This is a genomic window from Acinetobacter sp. CS-2, from assembly GCF_016599715.1.
Lineage (GTDB): Bacteria > Pseudomonadota > Gammaproteobacteria > Pseudomonadales > Moraxellaceae > Acinetobacter.
Genome location: NZ_CP067019.1, coordinates 826,087 through 845,083, shown reverse-complemented (window position 1 = coordinate 845,083; position 18,997 = coordinate 826,087). Strand labels below are relative to the sequence as shown.

Genomic DNA, 18,997 nt, shown 5'->3' with positions numbered 1-18,997 from the left:
CCTCGAATACTTTGCTTTGGGAATAGATCGGGAAAATTAAAAATGCCCCCAATCTAATATACAATGCTCTTGTCACCTTCGACAGAGAACTTGCGATTCCTCACCTACATGAGAATTGAACCGTCATCATCGTTTAAGCTTTAATCAGGCTAACTTATTGATCAATGACAAGCAGCATAATACTGCTTTCTCGCAAGATTCTCTATCTTGTTTGCTATTTCAAGCTATCTTCCGGGATTCGGACCCAGCCTTCCATCAGTACCCGCGCACTGCGGCTCATGACAGCTTTTTTGACTACCCATTGTCCATTTTCCTGAACAGCTTGTGCGCCGACTCTTAAGGTACCTGATGGATGTCCGAAGCGTACCGCTTCACGTACTCCGCCACCTGCTGCCAGATTAACCAAAGTTCCAGGAATCGCAGCAGCTGTACCGATCGCCACTGCAGCCGTTCCCATCATGGCATGATGCAGTTTGCCCATCGACAAGGCACGCACCAGCAAATCGACATCAGTGGTTTGAATGTCTTTACCGCTTGAAGATGTGTAGGCTTTAGGTTTCGATACAAAGGCAATTTTCGGGGTATGCTGGCGCTTTTCCGCTTCGGAAATATCCTGAATCAGACCCATCTGTTTTGCGCCATAAGCGCGGATGGTTTCAAAACGTGCCAGTGCCTGAGCATCGCTATTGATAGCATCCTGTAATTCTGTACCCTCATAGCCAATATCTTCAGCATTTAAAAAGATGGTCGGAATACCAGCATTAATAAAGGTCGCCTGGAAAGCTCCAATTTCCGGTACTTCCAGGGTATCTACGACATTCCCCGTCGGGAACATGGCTCCGCCCTCTTCACCATCATCAGCCGGGTCCAGAAATTCAATGGCAACTTCAGCTGCCGGGAAAGTCACCCCATCCAGCTCAAAATCACCAGTTTCCTGCACCTGTCCATTGGTGATCGGCACATGGGCAATAATGGTTTTTTCAATATTGGCTTGCCAGATACGAACTATACAAATGCCATTTTCCGGAATACGTTCTGCACTGACCAGGCCATTGGAAATGGCAAATGAACCCACCGCAGCCGTTAAGTTACCGCAGTTACCGCTCCAGTCAACAAAAGGCTGATCAATCGAAACCTGTCCAAATAAATAATCGACATCATGATCTGGTTGGGCACTTTTGGCCAAAATCACGGTTTTACTGGTACTTGAAGTTGCTCCACCCATGCCATCAATCTGCTTGCCATATGGATCAGGGCTTCCAATCACTCGCAGCAATAACTGATCACGTACTTTTCCAGCCTGCTGTGCAGCTTGTGGCAAGTCATCCAGTTTAAAGAACACCCCTTTACTGGTACCGCCACGCATATAAGTTGCTGGAATCTTGATTTGTGGAGCAAAACTCATTTCTCTTTTATCCTTTCATTTATCGTTGTTGTACATCGCCGTCAGCAAAATGCTAAAAAGTATCATAGCGATTTTTTTATGAAATAGATGCTTTCTTGACTTAAGTATAAAAAACGAATACTAAACTTTTTTTAATCATTTACATTATTTTATTTTATGTATTAAAAAATAAAATTAATTTATTGATTCAAAATAGGAATATATAAAATATTTTTTATATGATTATTTTTTAACAATCCCTCTCTAGAGCCCGTACTAGGCTTATACATTTCAATCTATTACAATCCATTTCAATCCTTTCCTTACACATTGTCGGGCTGAATACTTTGAACAACGAGTCTTCCAAACTTCAGCGTGGCTTAAAGAACCGTCATATCCAACTGATCGCCATGGGCGGTGCAATTGGGACAGGCTTATTCTTAGGTTCCGCACAGGTCATCCAATCTGCTGGTCCTTCCATCATCTTGGGTTATGCCATTGGTGGTTTAATCGCCTTTTTAATCATGCGCCAACTGGGCGAAATGATTGTTCATGAGCCTGTAGCAGGATCATTTAGCCACTTTGCCTTTAAATATTGGGGCAAATTCCCGGGCTTCCTGGCGGGCTGGAATTACTGGATTTTGTACGTTCTGGTTGCCATGACTGAACTGACTGCAGTCGCCAAATATATTAATTACTGGTGGCCGCATATTCCTGCATGGGCTTCGGTACTGTTCTTTTTCATTGTCATTACTTTGGTCAATCTCGGCAATGTCAAGTTTTATGGCGAATCCGAATTCTGGCTTTCCATTGTTAAAGTGACTGCCGTGATTTCCATGATTGTTTTCGGCCTGTATTTATTACTGACCGCAGATGCAGGATCAACCTCTTCATTTAGCAATCTTTGGTCACATGGCGGTTTCTTCCCGAATGGTTTTGAAGGCCTGTTCTATATGCTGGCTTTCCTCATGTTCGCCTTTGGCGGTATTGAACTGATTGGTATGGCGGCTGCAGAAGCCAAAGACCCGGAAAAGACCATTCCTAAGGCCATTAACCAGGTCGTGTTCCGTATTCTGATTTTCTATATTGGCTCACTCACGATTCTTTTATCCTTAGTACCTTGGAACCAGCTGGAACTGGGTGGTATGGATAAAAGTCCATTTGTAATGATTTTCAGTCAACTCGGAATTGGCTGGGCAGCACATCTACTCAATTTCATTATCTTGACTGCGGCACTGTCTGTTTATAACAGCGGTATGTATGCCAATAGCCGTATGCTGTATGGTCTGGCACAGCAAGGCAATGCACCGAAAGCGTTCATGAAAGTAAATAAACAAGGTGTGCCTATTCCTGCTGTTTTATTCTCAGCCCTGCTCATTTTCGGTTGTGTGCTTTTAAACTACTTTGTCCCAGAAGACGCTTTGGGCCACTTGATGTATGTGGTCGTAGGTGCCTTGGTACTCAACTGGGCCATGATTAGTTTGACACATTTGAAATTCAAACAGGCTGTCAAAAACGCTGCGATTCAAACCAAGTTCCCTGCACTCTGGGCTCCTGTCAGTAATTATGTGGTACTGATCTTTATTGCGACAGTACTTTATATTATGTGGACCCAAGGTTTTAAAGAATCCGTATTGATGATTCCCGTCTGGATAGTGCTGATGTTTGGCCTATTTAAAAGCCTAAAGACGAAGAAATCTTAAACATAAAATTCGTTTAAATCATTTTAAAAAGTTATTGTTTCGACAATAACTTTTTTTTTACCTGTATTTGCGCTACATTAGCTGCGCATTGCGCCCTTAGCTTAACTGGATAGAGCAGTTGCCTCCTAAGCGACCGACGTGGGTTCGACTCCCGCAGGGCGCACAATACTTTTCACCCTAGAATGTTTAATAAAAATAATCTAAAGCCCTATCCAGCTTGCCAGATCTCGTTTTCCTAACTATCTATATTTAAACTTTCCCTTAGTCAGTTAATGATACAAGTGTTTTAAAATTTCCAAATAGCAATTAGGGCGTGTCCTCATTTGGCTTTGCACCAAATAAATATGCAGGCTATACGGATCATAGATTTATAATTGCGTGCTAGTTTATCAAATCGAGTTGCAATAGCACGGAAATGTTTTAATCTCGCAAAAGCATTTTCAACTAAATGTCTTAATTTATATAGATATTTATCAAATTCCTTATTCGATCTCTTACTGTTTGATCTCAATGGAATAATGGGAATCATATTCTTGTTCTTGTTCTTGTTCTTGTTCTTGTTGGCACATATTCTAATGTGCTTAGCATCATACCCCTTGTCAGCAATAAGATAAGTTGCCTCGCCTACAATATCAATCAGTTGTTTTGCAACTTGACTGTCGTGGACATCACCCCCAGTGATTTTAAAATCAATCGGTAATCCATTCGCGTCGGCTGCAAGATGTATTTTTGTTGTTCGTCCACCGCGTGATTGTCCAATTGCTCTTTCGAAACCATGCCGAGCTCCACTTGCATGTTGATGCACGCGTATGTAGCTTCCATCAATGAATACCCATTCCTGATCCAGAATGCCTCGTAATCTAAAAAAAATTTATCCCATAATCCCTTACTTGCCCAGCGATTAAAGCGATTGTAAGCAGTTTGCCAAGGGCAAAGTTCTTGAGGAATATCACGCCATGTCGCACCCGTACGTAGTTTCCATAAAATGGCTTCCATGATATTTCTACTGTTTTTTGAACAGTAACAACCGTGTAATCGCATAGTATCTTGAATTTGCTGCCAAATATCATCGGTGAGAAGAGTACGTGCCATTGAAAAAATATAGAAATGAAAAGAGCTTAAAGGAGGATTTTAAGTATTTAAAACCAATTCTTCAAATGAGGACACGCCCTAATAATAAAAAATATTTAAAAAATTAAATTTCCTGACCTCCTGTTTTTTTAATTTCAATTATTACGCTTAAAAAGAGAACTCTATCACATAAAAATATGATACTTTTTATGATAAATGATCACTTTTTAATCAAATAAATATTCAAACAAAATAATTATCAATTAAATTTAATTTATTATTTTTCAATTATTTAAAATAAACTATTAGTATAAATTTAGACTAAAAACTCTAATACGTTCATTTTTTAAACTCTATAGTTTTTTATAGAGCATTTACTCTTTTTTTTATTGTGCTATTTTTGTCACATGGAGTAACAAATGATATCTGGTTATATAACTGATATTAGGAAAATAAATTTAGCGCATTCAAAAACACAAATCAGCCGTAATAAAATTTGTACCTCAAGGAAAGACACAAAATGAAATTAAAAACTCTTAGTACCGCAATGATTCTTGCAACAGTACCAATGACAGGTGCATTTGCAGCTGCACTAGATCGCTCAGGTCAATCTATTTCAGCCTTCCTACAACCGGGTAACTATTTCGAAGCGGGTATTTCTGTTTTAGATCCAAATGTTTCAGGTAAAGTAAATAATGGATATACTCCAAACCCAGCAGCTCCAGCAAGTGCTATTGGGCTTCAAAATACAAACTTATCAGATATGGGAGATGATTATTATTTTCCAAGCGCAGCATTAAAATTACAGCTTACTGATAATTTCTCTTTTGGCTTAATTTACGATCAGCCTTTCGGAGCTGATGCAACTTATTCAGCCACAGACTCAAGTTCACCTGCTGTACTACCAGGTGCATTAGCCGCATTTCAAGGTCAAGGTTTATTCCATAATGGTTCTGAATCAACTAAAGTTGAAGTAAAAACACAAAATATATCAATGCTATTTGGTTTCCAACCAAATAAAAATTTAAATTTTTATGCAGGTCCAGTTTATCAAACTGTTGAAGGTGACGTTCAATTACGTGGTCTAGCATATGGCGGTAGCAGTACATTTGGCTCTTATAATGCCAATATGGAAGAAGACGGTTCAGTCGGTTGGTTAGCTGGTTTTGCTTATCAAATTCCTGATATTGCTCTCAAAGCATCTTTAACCTATCGTTCTGAAATTGACCATGATGCAAAAACCACCGAAACTTTTAATACAGGTTTATTTGCTGGTCTTAACCTACAACCAAATTCAAGTACTTCAATCACGACACCACAATCTGTTAACTTGGATTTCCAAACCGGCATCATGGCAGATACCGTAGCATTTGCTAATGTACGCTGGGTTGAATGGTCTAACTTCTCCATTCGCCCACCTAAATTTGGTACAGCTAGTGTACAAGCACCTGTTGTAGCTTCAACTGGAAAACCAAATGGCTTTGATTTAGTTGCATATTCCGATGATCAAATTTCTGCAACTGTTGGTGTTGGTCGTAAACTGAATGAGCAATGGGCTGGTAACGTTTCCGTAGGTTATGATACTGGTGCAGGCAATCCAGTATCTACCCTTGGTCCAACAGAAGGTTACTGGAATGTTGGTTTAGGTTTACAATTCAGTCCAGCACCAAACTACTTCATCGCGGGTGGTGTGAAATACTTCTGGTTAGGTGATGCTAAAGCACAATCTGGCGCACAATTTGGTACTCCTAATACAGTTGCTAGCTTTGAAGACAACAATGCACTTGCATACGGCTTAAAAATTGGTTACCGCTTCTAATTTTATTTAACCAAACAATAAAAGACCATTGTTCGCAATGGTCTTTTTTTCATTCAGTAATTAGCATTTAATATACATTTATAAATTAATAGCTGTATTTTCCATCAAACGGTTAATTTTTTATTTTGAAATTTACTCCATTCTTCATAATTTTCTTTTTATTTAAAAATCATAAAGATAATTTAACAAAAATAGAATTATTACTCTATCAAGCATCATTTGTGTGCTTACAAGTCAATTATTAAACTCTAGCAGAGTATTTACTCTTTTTTTATTTATGTTACTTTTCCAGCACTTTTAGTTACAAAATGGCATCAGGGAAAGAACCATGAAGCTCAACAAGATATATTCAGCAGTTTTAATTAGCTTACTTCCATCTGCTTCAGTATTTGCCGCTGGTCTAGACCGTTCTGGTCAATCTATCACCGCATTTTTACAACCCGGAAATTATGCCGAAGCTGGAATTTCCGTTCTAGATCCGGATGTTAAAGGTAAAGATCGAAGTGGCCATCATGTCGGTGATATGGGAGATGACTACTCTTTCCCCTCTGCTGCCATTAAAGTTCAAGCCACAGATAAAATTTCCCTAGGTCTTTTATACGACCAACCTTATGGTGCAGATGCTACTTATCAAGTTGACGGTTCAGACTTCTCAGACCCAACACTTAAAGAAGGTACAAAAGTAGAAGTCCGTACTAATAATTTAACTGCTTTGATTGGTTATCAACCAACAGCAAACTGGAATTTTTATGCAGGTCCGGTTTGGCAAACTGTTGAGGCTGATATTAAATTACGTGGTGCAGCTTATTCATTATTAAGTGGTTACAACATTAAAGTTGATCAAAAACAAGCGTATGGTTGGTTAGCTGGATTTGCTTATCAAATCCCAGAAATAGCCTTAAAGGCTGCTGTAACTTATCGTTCAGAAATCAAACATAAAGCTAATGCTACAGAAACAAGTAATTTAGCTGCTCTTGGTGCAAGCATTCCTGCAACAGGCCATCCATATAGTCCTTACAAACCATTTTTATCAACTTTAGGCTACAAAGAAAGCATACTTGATGCTACAACGCCTCAATCTGTAAATATTGATTTACAAACAGGTATTGCCGCAAACACTTTAGCATTTGCAAACTTACGCTGGGTACATTGGGATCAATTCGCAGTTAAACCTGAATTGTTAGCTCAAGCATCTACATTTGCAAAAGGCAAAGCGCAAAACCTGATTGATTACTCAAACGATCAATACTCTGTAACTACAGGTCTTTCACATAAATTCAATAGTAAGTGGGCGGGTACAGCAGCTGTAGGCTACGATTCTGGCGCAGGCAACCCTGTAACTACTTTAGGCCCAACTGAAGGCTATTGGAGTGTTGGTCTAGGTGGACAATACAGTCCTGCAGAAAACTACTTTATTCAAGCTGGGGTTAAATACTTCTGGCTAGGCGATGCTCAAGCTCAAACTGGCGGCGCTATAAAAGCTGATTTCACTGATAACCATGCAATGGGTTATGGTCTGAAAATCGGTTACCGCTTCTAATTGCATTAAAAATTAGGATTAAAAAAGAAAGGGCGCCATTGGCGCCTTTTCTTTTTATTGCATAAACTTAAAAAATATTAAGCTGGAATATTACGTACTGAAGCATTACGAATTGCTTCTTTTAACGCGTCATAACCGTGAATCGGTGGGAACTGAGGGAATTCAGCAATGACATTTTCCGGTGCATCAAACAAGAAACCGTGGTCTGCTTCGCCCAGCATCGTAGTATCGTTATAAGAATCGCCTGCGGCAATCACACGGAAGTTCAAACCATGCAGGGCTTTAACTGCTTGGCGTTTTTGATCCGGCTGACGAAGTTTATAAGCTGTGATCATACCATTTTCATCAGTTTCTAACTTGTGACAGAAAATGGTTGGCCAATCCAGTTGCTTCATTAAAGGATGAGCAAACTCATAGAACGTATCGGAAAGAATAATCAATTGAAAATGTGTACTCACCCATTTCACAAATTCTTTTGCCCCAGGGAAAGGCCCCATCTCTGCAATTACTTCCTGAATATCATTTAAGCCTAAACCATGCTCTTTTAAGATATTCAGGCGCTGCGTCATTAACACATCGTAGTCTGGAATATCACGTGTAGTGGCTTCCAACGCTTTAATTCCAGTTTTCTTGGCAAAGTTAATCCAAATTTCCGGAACCAACACCCCTTCAAGATCAAGACATACGATTTCCATGGGCTCTCCCAATGTCAGTAAAAAATTTTGCATTATGATAGCTTAAAAATAGAGATTTCAGGGGCTGTTTTTTAAATCTATTTTATTCATAAGCATTTATTTTTTAGTGCTAAGCAGATTATTTCAATTCCATTAAAATCATTGTGAATTAAACTAATATAGGTTTTTAAGTGTCCAAGCCTATACGCCAGGAACTGTCATGACTACAATCCCTACCATTGACCTTGTTGATGCACTTGCATCTGAATATGCCGATAAATCTCCCAGCGAGATTCTGGAACTTGCTTTAAGTCAAGAAGGTGAAATTGCCATTTCATTTTCAGGTGCTGAAGATGTGGTTTTAATTGATATGGCTTCTCATTTGGGCAAACCTTTTCGTGTCTTCAGTCTCGATACAGGTCGTTTACATGCAGAAACCTATCAATTTATCGACCAGGTCCGTAAACATTATAATATTGAGATCGAAATTTGTTTCCCTGAAACAGAAGCGATGCAAGAACTGGTGACTGAAAAAGGTTTTTTCAGCTTCTATCAGGATGGCCATCAGGAATGTTGCGGTATCCGTAAAGTTCAACCCTTACGCAAAAAGCTGGCTACACTGGATGGCTGGATTACCGGTCAACGTAAAGATCAAAGTCCGGGGACTCGTAATGAAATTCCAGTGGTGCAAGCAGATGCTGGTTTTTCAGGTTCAGGAAAACAGCTGATTAAGTATAATCCTTTGGCAAACTGGTCAAGTTCCGACGTGTGGAACTATATCCGCATGATGGAAATTCCTTATAATCCGTTGCATGAGCGTGGCTTTATTTCGATTGGTTGTGAGCCCTGCACCCGTCCTGTATTGCCAAATCAGCATGAACGTGAAGGCCGCTGGTGGTGGGAAGAAGCGACCCATAAAGAATGCGGGTTACATGCAGGAAATTTAAAATAATAGTTAAAAAAATCACTGTTATTCAGTGATTTTTTTAACTTATCATTACACATAAAGCAGTTCATTTCTTTTTGAAAAAAGATATACTAAAAACACTCTTTTATATAATTCTAACAAGCCTGTTCATATAAGAACAGGCACAAAATTGCAGTGAGGCATTCAACGCTATGCGTCCATTACACCCAATTGATTTTATTTTTCTGTCGCTTGAAAAGCGTCAGCAACCGATGCACGTCGGTGGGCTGTTCCTGTTTCAAATTCCTGACAATGCACCTGATACATTTATTCAAGACCTCGTTGCTGATATTCGTAAATCCAAATGTCTTCCTGTTGCGCCTTTTAATAATAAACTCAATGGCCTATTTTGGGATGAAGACCAGGAATTTGATCTAGACCATCATTTCCGCCACATTGCACTACCGCACCCGGGTCGAATCCGTGAATTACTGACTTATATTTCACAAGAACATAGCGCACTGCTTGATCGTGCCAAACCACTCTGGACCTGCAACATTATTGAAGGCATTGAAGGCAACCGCTTTGCCATGTACTTTAAAATTCACCATGCTATGGTTGATGGTATTGCCGGTATGCGTTTAGTAGAAAAATCACTATCCTATGATCCAGAAGCCAAGAGTATTGTGCCACTCTGGTGTGTCGAAGGTCCTCGTGCTAAACGATTAAAAGAACCGAAAGCAAGTCGTATAAAGAAAGTCATGGGGGCTGTAAAATCACAATTTGAAGCGACCCCTAAAGTCATGTATGAACTATCGCAAACCATCTGCAAAGATATGGGGCGCAATCCTGACTATGTTTCCAGCTTCCAGGCACCCAGCAGCATTTTAAATCAGCGAGTCAGTTCATCACGCCGTTTTGCCGCACAATCCTTTGAATTGGGCCGCTTAAGCAAAATCGCAAAAGCACTGGGTGTCACCATCAATGATGTAGTCTTGGCCATCTGTTCTGGCGCACTGCGTGAGTATTTGATCAGTCATCACGCATTGCCGAAAAAACCGCTGATTGCTATGGTTCCTGCTTCAATTCGTGATGATGATTCTGAAGTTTCAAACCGTATTACCATGATTTTGGCTAATCTGGGCACACATAAAGATACGCCTTTAGAACGCCTGCAAATTATTCGCCGTAGTGTGTTAAATGCCAAGCAGCGGTTCAAACGCATGAATTCAAATCAAATTTTAAACTATAGCGCATTAGTTTACGGTGCAGCAGGTTTAAATATTGTCTCGGGAATGATGCCAAAACGCCAAGCGTTCAATATTGTGATTTCTAACGTGCCAGGGCCACGCGAACCGCTATACTGGAATGGTGCAAAACTGGATGCACTCTATCCAGCTTCAATTGTCCTGGATGGACAGGCACTGAATATTACCATGACCAGCTATCTAGATAAACTGGAAGTGGGCTTAACCGGTTGTCGTAATGCCTTACCGAAAATGCAAAACTTGCTCACGCACCTGGAAGATGAAATTCAGCGCTTTGAAGAAATTGTAGGTCAAGATATTCCACCAAAAAAGTTAAAAGCGGTGAGTTAACCGCAGCTTCAAAAGAGTGAATAATAAATAAAATAAAGGGACCTTTTAGAGGTCCCTTTATTTTCTATTGCACGAAATTAATTCTTAATTGCACGACATTGATTTAATAGTTGATGACAAACTGAATGAATCATGGCAGCTGTAATTTGAACTTCTTTACCCTGCTCATTGACGATATAACCATTTTGGCTCATTTTATTATCTGTAACTTTCGTATTTTGTTGAACTGCTACTTGGCTTATACTCATGTCATACCTCTTGTTTGCTAAACCTAAACTGGGAGATTTTGGCTTTGGCTACTTGTGTATGACTAGTATTCAAAATTAAGCTTAAAAAGTAAAATTTCAGATGTAACAAGTGTTTAACGATATTCTGTTACAATTTCAGCTCAGAATGATATCGTATTGCTCTTGCGTATACAGATTTTCCACCTGAAATTTGATGATACGCCCTATAAAGTGCTCTAAATCGGCCACTGCAGGTGCTTCCGCTGTTAACAATCGGTCAATCACCAAAGGGTGTGCCACCACAGTAAAACCACTTTTACATTCAAAAGCGCGTGCATATCTTAAAATTTCCCGAAAAATCTCGTAACACACTGTCTCTGCCGTTTTTACATAACCCCGTCCCTGACAGGTTGGACATGATTCACATAATAAGTGTTCTAAAGATTCACGAGTACGCTTGCGGGTCATTTCCACCAAGCCCAGTTCTGAAACCTGGGTAATTTTGGTTTTGGCATGATCACGCTCCAGCATACGCTCAAACTGGCTCATGACTTCTTCACGATGCTGCGCTTCCTGCATATCAATGAAATCGATGATGATGATGCCACCCAAATTACGTAAGCGTAGCTGACGGGCAATGACTTGAGTCGCTTCCATATTGGTTTTAAATACGGTGTCTTCTAAAGTCCGGCCACCGACATAGGAGCCGGTATTGACATCTATGGTGGTCATGGCTTCAGTCTGGTCGATCATCAAATAGCCACCCGACTTCAATGCTACGCGTGTTTGCAGGGCCTTCTGAATATCTTCTTCAACATTATATAAATCAAAAATAGGACGTTCACCCGGATAGTGAACCAGCCGGTCTTGCATGCTCGGCACAAACTCTTGCACAAATTCTTGCAACTTGGCATGTATTTCGCGTGAATCGACAGAGATTTTAGAAGTATCTTCATTGGCCAAATCACGAATGACTCGCTGTGGCAGCGGCAGTTCTTCAAAAATCAGTGAAGGGACGGCAATGCTTTTTTGCTTGCGTTGAATAAATTCCCAAAGCTTGGCCAAATATGCCATATCCTGCGCAATTTCAGCTTCAGGAATCCCCTCTGCTGCAGTACGGACAATGACGCTGCCCGGTAATTTATGCTCGCTTTGAATGCGTTCGATCATCGAACGTAGCCGGTCTCGTTCTTCTTCTGATTCAATGCGTTGTGATACCCCGATATGATGACCATAAGGCATCAGTACCAGATAGCGTGAAGGAATGGAAAGATCGGTAGAAAGACGCGCCCCTTTGGTTCCCAGCATATCCTTCATCACTTGCACCGTGAGAATCTGACCGGGTTGCAGCAGTTCAAAAACGTTGGGGGTCGGTTGATTGCGGGGCCAGACCATATCGTTGATATGGAGGAAGGCGGTTCGAGAAAGACCAATATCGACAAAAGCAGCCTGCATACCCGGAAGTACACGCACCACTTTGCCTTTATAAATATTGCCCACCAATCCACGCTTAACCGTACGCTCAACAAATAATTCATTGACCGTGCCGTTCTGGATTAAGGCCACACGACATTCCATAGGTGTGACGTTAATCAACAACTCGTCAGACATAATAAAACTCAAAACATTATAAAAATTCTTTTTTGAGGTCAGTTAATTTAGTGCCTTAACTGCCTGTAATAACTGTACGGTTTCATGTAAAGGCAAGCCCACGACATTGCTATAACTGCCTTCGATACGGGGAATATAACGCGCTGCGATGCCTTGAATGGCATAAGCACCCGCTTTGCCTAAGGGTTCCCCTGTTGCCCAATAATCTTCCATATCATTGAGACTTAACTTTTGAAACTCAACCCGTGTTCGTACCACTATACTTGATTTTTCTGTTCTTGTACGCACACAAACACCTGAAAAGACATCATGCTTGCGCCCGGAAATGCACTGCCACATTTCAAAAGCATGTTGTTTTGATTCAGGTTTACCTAAAATCTGATTATCCACACCTAAACTGGTGTCAGCGGCGATGACGATGGCATCCGGAAATTGCTCCAATACAGCTTGAGCCTTGCTACAGGCTAAACGCTCGACATAGGCGGCAACATCTTCTCCGTCAAGAATAGATTCATCGATATCCGGACTATAAATCTCGAATTCTAAACCTAACTGTTGCAGCAGTTCCCGACGCCGTGGAGAACTCGAAGCCAGAATTAAACGCGCCATTTTTTAAGCATAAAATACATGACAGGGAAAACCAGCACACTGCTCAATAAAGGCTGCCAGTGTCGGGTAATGGAAAATTGCAGGCCACCCATCGTTTGGGCAATCCATATCACAAATAAATGTGCCAGTACTGCCAGAAAGCTAATCACCCAGAGATTGCCAAAGGTCATGATGCGTCGTTCACGGGTTAAAAACCGGACAATAAAGGTAATCAACACAAAACTTAGTGCATTCATGCCTAAAGGGGCATCCACCAGCAAGTCGGTAAACATGCCGGTGGCAAAGGCAAACCAGATTCCGCACCATGTAGGTTGGCACATCACCCAAAATAGCATGAGCAGCAACATGAATAAGGGACGTGCACCGGATACGGCATAAGACAATGGATAAACCATCAGCACCGAACAGACAATGACTGAAACAATAATGGCAATTAAAGGATCCCGATTGCTTTCAGCCCGTAATTTAGCGAGTGGCATGCGGCTGCTCCATCGCTAATGAATCAGAAAAAAGGACAACGACATGATGTCCACCAGCCAATTGTGCGGCTGGAATGACTTCAATCTGGGCAAATTCACCCGAATTATGCCGGTTGACTTTGGACACTGTGCCGACCAGATAGCCTGCAGGGAAATGTGCGCCCAGTCCTGAGCTATACACTTTTTCACCGACCTTGACATTGGCACTGGTCGGAACATATTCCATCTTCAAATGACCTAAATCACCTGTACCCGATACAATGGCACGCATCCCGGTATGTTCCAAACGCACAGAGAGAGAATGTTCTTTATCGGATAGCAACATAATACGGCTACTATGCGAATTGACATTGATGATCTGCCCCATAATTCCTTTATCGTCCAGTACGGTTTGACCGACCTTGAGCTGACTGTTGGAACCACGGTTAATCACAATAATATGCCGTAGCGGATCGGCATCTGTACCGATGACTTCTGCAATTTCCATGCGGCCATCAATAATCAAAGGCGTATCCAGCAGACCTCTTAAACGGGTATTTTCGGCAGAAAGTTCAGATAATTTTTGCAAACGAACCTGAGCCTGTAACAACTCGGCTTGCATCGCGGTATTTTCACGACGTAACTGGGCTTCAGACTTGGTTTGTTGATTGAGCCATTCTCGCGATAACACCGGATAGCTTGCAAGGGCATAAATAGGATTATATGCCGCATACAAGACATCACGTGCGGGCTGAATCACATGTGGCATGCGCCAGTTAAAAAACAGCACCACCAGACATGTAATCACCGCAATGATAAATGAGCGAAAAGATGGCGGTTGTCGAGAAAACAGTTGTGTTTGCACCGCCTGGTCCCTAACTTAACCTACAAATAACATGTCGTGATTTGGATTGTCGAAGAATTCCAGAACCTTGCCACCACCACGAGTCACGCAAGTCAACGGATCTTCAGCCACAACCACAGGCAAACCGGTTTCTTGCGCAAGAAGTTTGTCGAGGTTACGAAGTAGTGCGCCACCACCAGTCAGCACAATGCCACGTTCTGCAATGTCAGAAGACAATTCAGGCGGGGTTTGTTCAAGGGCAGATTTAACCGCAGAGACAATATTTTGTAATGGGTCTGAAATCGCTTGGGTAATTTCGTCTGAAGTCACCGTAATGGCGCGAGGAACACCTTCAGCCAGGTTACGGCCACGCACTTCAATTTCCAGCGGCTTCGCGCCTTCATCCGGAAGTGCCATACCCACTTCTTTTTTAATCACTTCGGCAGTGGTTTCACCAATCACACAGCCATGTGCTTTACGTACATAGTTAATGATCTGTTCATCAAATACATCACCACCAATACGGAGTGAGTCTGCGTAAACACAGCCCTGCAATGAAATAATTGCGATTTCAGTGGTACCACCACCCACATCGACCACCATCGAACCACAGGCCTGTTCAACCGGCATACCGGCACCAATTGCAGCAGCCATTGGCTCTTCAATCAAGCGGACATCACGTGCGCCAGCATTGAATACCGCTTCACGAATGGCACGGCGCTCAACCAGCGTTGATTTACACGGTACACACACTACAACACGCGGTGCAGGCGGGAAAAGACGCTTTTCATGTACTTTACCAATAAACTGGTTCAACATGGTTTCGGTCACTTCGAAATCGGCAATCACCCCGTCTTTCATCGGGCGGATTGCAGAAATATTTGCAGGTGTACGACCGAGCATTTGTTTAGCATCAAGACCAACCGCGGCAACGATTTTCTGTGAACCGCTGTGACGGATGGCCACAACCGTCGGTTCATTTAATATAATGCCTCGTCCTGGTGCATAAATAAGTGTATTTGCTGTACCTAAATCAATGGCTAGATCGGGCGAAAACAAGCCAATTAGTCTTTTTAGAATCACGGAGACGTTCTCGATTAAACTTTATGTGGACGCAAGGTGGCAACTTTAACTAAATGTGATGATTTGGACAAGTCAATCGCTTATTATAACGCACGATATTTTGAATTTTTTTAATACTGATTAGGTAATATTATGTCTACATCGGATGCACAGCATTCTGCAGATTTAAATGCAAAAACAGTTTCAGCAATCGCACATCTGGCCCGATTGTCGCTAAATGATACGCAATCTGCTGAATATGCTCAAAGTCTAAATAAAATTTTAGGCATGATGGAAACCTTAAAAGGCATTGACACTGAAAATGTCGAGCCGCTTAAAAGTCCATTTGACCATCCACAGCCCTTACGTGAAGACGTGGTTTCTGAAGAAAATCATCGTGAAGAATATCAAGCTGTTGCACCGGCAACCCAAGATGGCTTGTACCTTGTTCCGCGTGTGATTGAATAATCTTTATTCAGTTAAATCATTTTATTAAATTAAACGTAAAGAAATATTTCTCATGACAGATTTACATCGCTTATCGATTCGTGAACTTTCCGAGGGTTTAGCTGGGGCTAAATTTTCGTCTCGCGAATTGACTGAACATTATTTAAAACGCATTGAAAAAATCGATGCTCAAGTACAATCTTATGTGACTGTAACCGCCGAGCAGGCATTGGCCCAAGCAGATGCTGCTGATGCTGCAATTAAAGCCGGCAATACAACTGCCTTAACAGGTGTTCCAATTGCACATAAAGATATTTTCTGTACCCAAGGCATCAAAACCACTGCCGGTTCTAAAATGCTGGACAATTTTATCTCTCCTTACGACGCCACCATTGTAGCGAAAGGTAAAGCTGCGGGCTTAGTCACTCTTGGTAAAGTGAACATGGACGAATTCGCCATGGGTTCTACTTCCGAGTCATCTTACTTTGGCGCGACCAAAAACCCTTGGGCACTGGATCACGTTCCGGGTGGTTCTTCAGGTGGTTCTGCTGCGGCTGTAGCGGCTGACCTTGCACCATTTTCAACTGGTACCGATACTGGTGGTTCGATCCGTCAACCGGCTTCTTTCTGTGGTTTGACTGGTCTGAAACCAACTTATGGTCGTGTTTCTCGTTTCGGTATGATTGCCTATGCATCATCCCTGGATCAGGGCGGTCCAATGGCGCGTTCGGCTGAAGACTGTGCTTACCTGATGAACGTGATGGCAGGTCATGACGCAAAAGATTCTACTTCTGTAAACAAAGATGTTGATGATTATGTGGCAAACCTGAACGGCACATCAGTTAAAGGTTTACGCATTGGTATTCCTAAACAGTACTTCAATGTTCACGGCTTGGATGCAGACGTAAAAGCACGTGTTGAAGAATCACTGAAAAAACTGGAAGAGATGGGCGCAACGTTGGTTGAGATTGACCTCAACATGACAGAAGCTTATGTTCCAACTTATTACCTGATTGCCCCTGCTGAAGCATCTTCAAACTTGTCACGTTTTGATGGCGTGCGTTATGGCTACCGCTGTGAAGATCCGAAAGACATTATGGACCTTTACAAACGCTCTCGTTCAGAAGGTTTTGGTAAAGAAGTTCAGCAACGTATCTTGATCGGTACTTATGCGCTTTCTGCGGGTTACTACGATGCTTACTACGTGAAAGCACAAAAAGTCCGTCGTTTAATTCAACAAGACTTCCTGAAAGCTTTTGAAAATATCGATGTGATTGCAGCCCCTTCTGCGCCAACCACGGCTTACAGAATCGGTGCCAACCTGTCGCCTGTGGAAATGTACCTAGGTGACATTTACACTATCGCGGTAAACTTGGCAGGTCTGCCTGCGATTAATGCGCCTGTTGGTTTTGACAAAGATAACTTACCTGTTGGCTTACAGCTGATTGGTAACTACTGGTCAGAATCTCAATTGTTGTCTGTGGTACATCAGTATCAACAAGCAACGGATTGGCATACAAAACGCGCTGCAATTGCTGAGGAGAACGCATAATGGCTCAAGCTCAAAAGAAACCAAAGTCAAACCTGATTGATGGTTGGGAAGTCGTTATTGGTATCGAGATTCACACTCAGCTGGCAACCAATACTAAAATTTTCTCAGGTTCTTCAACTGTTTTTGGTCAAGACCCAAATACACAAGCCAGCCTGGTTGATTTAGCGATGCCAGGCGTATTGCCAGTACTCAACAAAGAAGTGGTTGATCTTGCGATCCGCTTTGGTTTAGGTATCGATGCGTATATTGACAAAGCATCTGTATTTGCACGTAAAAACTATTTCTACCCTGACTCACCTAAAGGCTATCAGATCAGCCAGATGGACAACCCTATTGTGGGCTTGGGTCATATCGACATCCAGCTTGAAGATGGCACCACAAAACGCATTGGCGTAACACGTGCACATTTAGAGGAAGATGCTGGTAAATCGATCCACGACCAGTTTGAAGGTATGTCAGGCATCGACCTCAACCGTGCAGGTACGCCTTTACTTGAAATCGTCTCTGAGCCAGATATGCGTTCGGTTGAAGAAGCGGTTGCCTACATTAAAGCGATTCACACACTGGTACGCTGGTTAGGCATTTCTGACGGTAACATGGCTGAAGGTTCATTCCGTGCCGACTGTAACGTGTCTTTACGTCGTCCGGGTCAACCATTCGGTACACGTTGTGAATTGAAAAACTTGAACTCATTCCGTTTCATTGAACAAGCGATCAATGTTGAAATTGAACGTCAAATGGAAATCCTGGAATGGGACGGCACGATTGACCAAGAAACACGTTTGTTCGACCCTGTGAAAATGGAAACGCGTTCAATGCGTTCTAAAGAAGAAGCGAACGACTACCGTTACTTCCCAGACCCAGACCTGTTGCCTGTAATTATTGCAGACGAGCAAATCGAAGCAATTCGAGCGACTATGCCTGAGCTTCCTGCTGCACGTCGTGCGCGTTTCGTGGCGGACTTTGGTGTGACTGAGTATGATGCTCACGTTCTTACACTGACTCGTGAAATGTCAGAGTTTTACGAAGACGTGGTGAAAGCTGCTGGCGGTGCTGCACAAGGTAAGATTGCGGCTAACTGGGTGATGGGTGAATTCTCAGGGGCGCTCAACAAAGCAGGCTTAGATTTGGCTGATTCTCCTGTTTCTGCTGAGAAATTGGGTGGCATGATTGCACGTATTGTAGACAATACAATCAGCGGTAAGATTGCGAAACAAGTGTTCGGCTTTATGTGGGACGAAGGCAAAACTGCGGACGAAATTATTGCTGAGAAAGGCTTGAAACAGGAAACTGATACTGGCGCGATTGAAGCGATTATTAAAGAAGTACTTGCTGCAAACGAGAAGATGGTTGAAGAGTATAAATCTGGTAAAGAGAAAGCTTTCAACGGTCTGGTTGGTCAGGTGATGAAAGCATCACGTGGTAAGGCTAACCCTGCTCAAGTAAATGAATTAATGAAAAAATTGATTGGTTAAAACTGATTAATTTTGT

The 18,997-nt window shown here is 42.0% G+C and carries 17 protein-coding genes and 1 tRNA gene; 9 read left to right on the top strand and 9 right to left on the bottom strand.

All coding sequences use genetic code 11. The features are described 5' to 3' along the window. Positions 1-214: 214 nt before the first annotated feature. On the bottom strand, positions 215-1,405 hold the full coding sequence (gene prpF / locus JFY49_RS03880; RefSeq protein ID WP_200223882.1) for a 2-methylaconitate cis-trans isomerase PrpF: 1,191 nt from the start codon (positions 1,403-1,405) through the stop codon (positions 215-217). Positions 1,406-1,731: 326 nt separating this feature from the next. Between prpF and JFY49_RS03875 the strand changes: the two genes are divergently transcribed. Next, positions 1,732-3,087, top strand: coding sequence for an amino acid permease (locus JFY49_RS03875; RefSeq protein ID WP_200223881.1), 1,356 nt, complete (start codon positions 1,732-1,734; stop codon positions 3,085-3,087). Positions 3,088-3,177: 90 nt separating this feature from the next. Continuing rightward, positions 3,178-3,250, top strand: a tRNA-Arg gene (locus tag JFY49_RS03870). Between the two features lie 156 nt (positions 3,251-3,406). On the opposite strand, the gene JFY49_RS03865 is transcribed toward JFY49_RS03870, so the two are convergent. Further along, a protein-coding gene (locus JFY49_RS03865; RefSeq protein ID WP_413784590.1) for an IS5 family transposase occupies positions 3,407-4,179 on the bottom strand; the annotation gives its coding sequence in 2 pieces (ribosomal slippage) (positions 3,407-3,945 and positions 3,945-4,179; 774 coding nt in all). A 499-nt stretch (positions 4,180-4,678) separates the two neighbouring features. Between JFY49_RS03865 and JFY49_RS03860 the strand changes: the two genes are divergently transcribed. Further along, entirely contained in the window at positions 4,679-5,977 is a 1,299-nt protein-coding gene (locus JFY49_RS03860) for an OmpP1/FadL family transporter (RefSeq protein ID WP_166171227.1), read from the top strand. 328 nt (positions 5,978-6,305) lie between these two features. Continuing rightward, positions 6,306-7,517, top strand: coding sequence for an OmpP1/FadL family transporter (locus tag JFY49_RS03855; RefSeq protein WP_200223879.1), 1,212 nt, complete (start codon positions 6,306-6,308; stop codon positions 7,515-7,517). A 77-nt stretch (positions 7,518-7,594) separates the two neighbouring features. Here JFY49_RS03855 and thrH read toward each other — a convergent pair whose 3' ends face one another. Further along, positions 7,595-8,212 carry a bifunctional phosphoserine phosphatase/homoserine phosphotransferase ThrH gene (gene thrH, locus JFY49_RS03850; protein WP_086196902.1) on the bottom strand — a complete coding sequence of 206 codons (618 nt, stop codon included), beginning with the start codon at positions 8,210-8,212 and terminating at the stop codon, positions 7,595-7,597. A gap of 199 nt (positions 8,213-8,411) precedes the next feature. Between thrH and JFY49_RS03845 the strand changes: the two genes are divergently transcribed. Together JFY49_RS03845 and JFY49_RS03840 are read left to right on the top strand one after the other, a co-directional pair. Further along, a complete protein-coding gene (locus JFY49_RS03845; protein WP_200223873.1) occupies positions 8,412-9,143 on the top strand; it encodes a phosphoadenylyl-sulfate reductase in 732 nt (243 codons plus the stop codon). A 167-nt stretch (positions 9,144-9,310) separates the two neighbouring features. Further along, positions 9,311-10,696 (top strand): WS/DGAT/MGAT family O-acyltransferase, encoded by a 1,386-nt coding sequence (locus JFY49_RS03840; RefSeq protein WP_086196904.1) that lies wholly within the window; start codon positions 9,311-9,313, stop codon positions 10,694-10,696. 77 nt (positions 10,697-10,773) lie between these two features. Here JFY49_RS03840 and JFY49_RS03835 read toward each other — a convergent pair whose 3' ends face one another. The 6 genes from JFY49_RS03835 to JFY49_RS03810 form a co-directional block, all read right to left on the bottom strand. Continuing rightward, positions 10,774-10,944, bottom strand: a complete 171-nt coding sequence (locus tag JFY49_RS03835) for a PA1571 family protein (protein ID WP_086196905.1) — start codon at positions 10,942-10,944, stop codon at positions 10,774-10,776. A gap of 135 nt (positions 10,945-11,079) precedes the next feature. Then, positions 11,080-12,534: a ribonuclease G gene (rng, locus tag JFY49_RS03830; protein WP_200223871.1), complete on the bottom strand. Its 1,455-nt coding sequence runs from the start codon at positions 12,532-12,534 to the stop codon at positions 11,080-11,082. A 42-nt stretch (positions 12,535-12,576) separates the two neighbouring features. Then, positions 12,577-13,143 (bottom strand): Maf-like protein, encoded by a 567-nt coding sequence (locus tag JFY49_RS03825; RefSeq protein ID WP_200223870.1) that lies wholly within the window; start codon positions 13,141-13,143, stop codon positions 12,577-12,579. Continuing rightward, on the bottom strand, positions 13,131-13,622 hold the full coding sequence (gene mreD, locus JFY49_RS03820; RefSeq protein ID WP_200223868.1) for a rod shape-determining protein MreD: 492 nt from the start codon (positions 13,620-13,622) through the stop codon (positions 13,131-13,133). Before mreD ends, JFY49_RS03825 begins: the two co-directional genes overlap by 13 nt. Then, positions 13,609-14,466, bottom strand: a complete 858-nt coding sequence (gene mreC, locus JFY49_RS03815; RefSeq protein ID WP_086196909.1) for a rod shape-determining protein MreC — start codon at positions 14,464-14,466, stop codon at positions 13,609-13,611. The genes mreD and mreC overlap by 14 nt, the downstream gene beginning before the upstream one ends. Positions 14,467-14,481: 15 nt before the next feature. Continuing rightward, entirely contained in the window at positions 14,482-15,528 is a 1,047-nt protein-coding gene (locus JFY49_RS03810; protein ID WP_086196910.1) for a rod shape-determining protein, read from the bottom strand. A 132-nt stretch (positions 15,529-15,660) separates the two neighbouring features. Between JFY49_RS03810 and gatC the strand changes: the two genes are divergently transcribed. The 3 genes from gatC to gatB are packed head-to-tail and all read left to right on the top strand — an operon-like array spanning position 15,661 to position 18,981. Then, positions 15,661-15,975 carry an Asp-tRNA(Asn)/Glu-tRNA(Gln) amidotransferase subunit GatC gene (gene gatC / locus JFY49_RS03805; RefSeq protein WP_086174772.1) on the top strand — a complete coding sequence of 105 codons (315 nt, stop codon included), beginning with the start codon at positions 15,661-15,663 and terminating at the stop codon, positions 15,973-15,975. A 52-nt stretch (positions 15,976-16,027) separates the two neighbouring features. After that, positions 16,028-17,506 carry an Asp-tRNA(Asn)/Glu-tRNA(Gln) amidotransferase subunit GatA gene (gene gatA, locus JFY49_RS03800; RefSeq protein WP_200223866.1) on the top strand — a complete coding sequence of 493 codons (1,479 nt, stop codon included), beginning with the start codon at positions 16,028-16,030 and terminating at the stop codon, positions 17,504-17,506. Next, entirely contained in the window at positions 17,506-18,981 is a 1,476-nt protein-coding gene (gene gatB, locus JFY49_RS03795; RefSeq protein ID WP_200223864.1) for an Asp-tRNA(Asn)/Glu-tRNA(Gln) amidotransferase subunit GatB, read from the top strand. Before gatA ends, gatB begins: the two co-directional genes overlap by 1 nt. The last annotated feature ends 16 nt before the right edge of the window (positions 18,982-18,997 follow it).